Annotated in this window: 4 protein-coding genes; 2 read left to right on the plus strand and 2 right to left on the minus strand. The window is 71.7% G+C overall.

Translation table 11 applies throughout. The features are described 5' to 3' along the window. Positions 1-48 precede the first annotated feature (48 nt). The gene (locus QZX64_RS00325; protein ID WP_295656013.1) at positions 49-705 is read right to left on the minus strand and encodes a response regulator transcription factor; all 657 of its coding nucleotides are present in this window, start codon (positions 703-705) and stop codon (positions 49-51) included. 159 nt (positions 706-864) lie between these two features. Between QZX64_RS00325 and QZX64_RS00330 the strand changes: the two genes are divergently transcribed. Both QZX64_RS00330 and QZX64_RS00335 read left to right on the plus strand, forming a co-directional pair. Continuing rightward, positions 865-2400 carry an MDR family MFS transporter gene (locus QZX64_RS00330; RefSeq protein WP_295656015.1) on the plus strand — a complete coding sequence of 512 codons (1536 nt, stop codon included), beginning with the start codon at positions 865-867 and terminating at the stop codon, positions 2398-2400. Then, the gene (locus QZX64_RS00335) at positions 2397-2879 is read left to right on the plus strand and encodes a MarR family winged helix-turn-helix transcriptional regulator (protein ID WP_295656018.1); all 483 of its coding nucleotides are present in this window, start codon (positions 2397-2399) and stop codon (positions 2877-2879) included. Before QZX64_RS00330 ends, QZX64_RS00335 begins: the two co-directional genes overlap by 4 nt. Here the strand turns inward: QZX64_RS00335 and QZX64_RS00340 are convergent. Then, positions 2847-3292: DUF3459 domain-containing protein (locus QZX64_RS00340; protein WP_295656020.1), on the minus strand; the 446-nt coding region annotated here is incomplete at its 5' end. The genes QZX64_RS00335 and QZX64_RS00340 overlap by 33 nt on opposite strands.

Below are 3292 nucleotides of genomic sequence, written 5' to 3' on the forward strand. Positions count from 1 at the left end.
TCCCTGGAGAAGCGCCGCCGCTCCTAGACGGCCCTCCTCGGCCCCTGTCTAAGCGCCCTTGTCCTCGAGCTCGTCGGCCAGCCGCGAGGCCAGCACCGCTGCCTGCGTGCGGCGCTCGAGGCCGAGCTTGGCCAGCATCGAGGTCACGTTGTTCTTGACGGTCTTCTCGGCGATGTGGAGCCTCTCGCCGATGAGGCGGTTCGTCAGGCCCTGACCGATCAGCCACAGGATGCGACGCTCGCGCGGGGTGAGCGAGGCCAGCTCGCCGGTCGCGTGCACGGGGCCCTGCATCCGGTTGAGCAGGTGGGTGACCGCGTGCGGGTCGAGCATCGACTTCCCGGAGGCGAGCGCGCGGACGCCGCCCAGCAGGGCCGAGCCGCCGATGCGCTTGAGCGCGTAGCCCGCGGCCCCGGCGAGGATGGCGTCGACGACCGCCTCGTCGTCCTTGTCGCTGGTCAGGACCAGGGTGGCGACCGATGGGGCCCGGGCGCGCAGCTCACGCACGAGGTCGGAGGCCCGGGCGTCGGGCAGGTCGCCGTCGACGATGACCACGTCCGGCATGGCGCCAAGGATCTGGGCGAGTCCGTCGGTGGCGTTGGCGGCCTCACCGACGAGCTCGACGTCGTCCGCGGCGTCGATCACGGCCCTGATCCCGAACCTGATGATCTCCGCGTCTTCCACGACGCAGACCGAGATGACTGCCATGTCCCCTTGTATACACGGGGTCGGCCGCACATTCCGGGGAACGGGAATATAGTTGCTCACGGCAACCTTCTAGGCCGTGTACGTCGTCCGTCGTCGAGCTCGAATCGAGTCCCTGTGTCCCACGCTGCACCCGCCTCCTCCGCCGGGCAGGCGGCGGAGATGAGCCACCGCGAGGTGCTCGAGGCCCTCTCCGGCCTCCTCCTCGCCATGTTCGTCGCCATGCTGTCCAGCACGATCGTCACCAACGCGCTGCCGCGCATCGTCCAGGACCTCGATGGCAGCCAGACCGGCTACACGTGGGTCGTCGTCGCGACGCTGCTCACCATGACCGCCACGACGCCGATCTGGGGCAAGCTCGCCGACCTCTTCAGCAAGAAGCTGCTGGTGCAGGTGGCGCTGGTCATCTTCTCCATCGGCTCGCTGATCGCGGGCTTCGCGCCGTCGATGGAGGTGCTCATCGGCGCCCGTGCGGTGCAGGGCCTGGGCGTCGGTGGCCTGACCGCCCTGGTGCAGGTCGTCATCGCCAGCATGGTGACCCCGCGCGAGCGGGGCCGCTACTCCGGCTACATCGGCGCCGTCTTCGCGATGGCGACCGTGTCCGGCCCGCTCATCGGTGGACTGCTCGTCGACACCGCCGGCTGGCGCTGGTGCTTCTTCATCGGCCTCCCGGTCGCCGTGGTCGCCTTCGCCGTGCTCCAGCGCACCCTGCACCTGCCGGTCGTCAAGCGCGAGGTGCACATCGACTACGCCGGCGCGACCCTGCTCGTCGGCGGCGTGTCGCTGCTGCTCGTCTGGGTCTCCCTGGCCGGCCAGCAGTTCGACTGGCTCTCCGGCACCAGCATCGCGCTCGTGGTCGTCGGCCTCGCCGTGCTCGCCGTCGCCGTCCTCGTGGAGGCGCGGTACGCCCTCGACCCGGTCATCCCGCTGCGCCTCTTCCGGGACCGCACCACCTCCCTGGCCACCGGCGCGTCCGTGCTCATCGGCATCTCGATGTTCGGCGCGACGGTCTACCTCTCGCAGTACTTCCAGCTCGCCCGCGGCATGTCCCCGACCCACGCCGGCCTGATGTCGGTGTGCATGGTCGGCGGCCTGCTGGTCTCCAGCATCGGCACCGGCCGCATCATCACCGCCACCGGCTACTGGAAGAAGTGGCTCGTCGGCGGCATGGTGCTCGTCGTCATCGGCATGGCGCTGCTCTCCACCATCGACGAGCACACCGGGCTCGCGGTCGTCGGGCTGTTCATGGCGGTGCTCGGCCTCGGGCTGGGCGCCACCATGCAGAACCTCGTGCTGGCGGTGCAGAACAACACCGCGCAGGCCGACATGGGTGCCGCCTCCTCGGCCGTGGCGTTCTTCCGCTCCATGGGCGGCTCGGTCGGCGTCTCGGTCCTGGGTGCGGTGCTCAGCCACCAGGTGGCCGACACCGTGGCCACCGGCCTGGCCCGGCTGGGCATCGAGCAGCAGCCCGGCGAGAGCTCCTCGATCCCGGACTACTCCTCGCTGCCCGGCCCGGTGCGGGAGGTCTTCGAGCACGCCTTCGGCACCGCCATCGGCCACATCTTCCTGGTCGCCGTGCCCTTCGCCGTGGTGGCGCTGGTCCTCGTGGCCCTCATCGAGGAGGTGCCGTTGCGCACCACCGTGCTGCGCGCGGACGAGATCGCCCCGGCGGCGACCGTGCAGGCGGTCCGGCGATGAGCCGCACCGAATCGCTGGTGGCCCTCGAGCGGGAGATCGGGGTGCTCCTCCGCCGCGTCCGGCGTGTCATCGCAGCGCGGGCTGCGATGGTCCACCCCGACCTCCAGCCGGCGGCGTACCTGATGCTGGCCTACCTCGTGGAGATGGGCCCGCAGCGCTCGTCCGACATCGCGGAGAGGTTCGAGATCGACAAGGGCGCGGTCAGCCGCCAGGTGCAGCACGTCGTCGACCTCGCCCTGGTCGAGCGGACGCCCGACCCGGCCGACCGGCGCGCGAGCATCCTGGCCGTCACCGCCGACGCACGCCGGCGCTTCGAGGAGGTCACCCAGCAGCGGCGCCGGATCCTCGACGAGCGCCTCGGCGACTGGGACGACGCCGAGCTCGCCGTCTTCGCCGACCAGATGGTTCGCTACAACGCCTCGCTCGAGCCGGGGCAGCCGGTCGCCTCAGCGCAGCCAGACGGCGGTGTCCGGGGGTAGCACCCCGCCCGGCAGGTCGCCGGAGCTCGCGATGACCTCGCCCGCAGGCAGCGGCACCGGCGCCGTACCGCAGTTGAGGGCGACCGTCAGCGGTCCGCGGCGGAAGGCCAGCACGTCCTCGCCGAGGTCGAGCATCTCGACGTCGTCGCCGGCCGTGTGCGCGAAGGTACGTCGCGTGGCGAGCGCCGACCGGTAGAGCTCCAGCGTCGAGCCGGCAGTCCCGGCCTGGGCCGCGACGGTCAGTGGCGACCACGTCGCCGGCTGCGGGATCCACGGCTGGGCGGTCCCCGGCCCGAAGCCGAACGGCGCCTCGCTGCCCGACCACGGGATCGGCACCCGGCACCCGTCCCGCCCGGGCTCGCCGGTGCGGAACCACGAGGGGTCCTGCCGGAACGCCGGCTCCACGTCGACCT

The organism is uncultured Nocardioides sp. (assembly GCF_902805925.1).
Lineage (GTDB): Bacteria > Actinomycetota > Actinomycetes > Propionibacteriales > Nocardioidaceae > Nocardioides.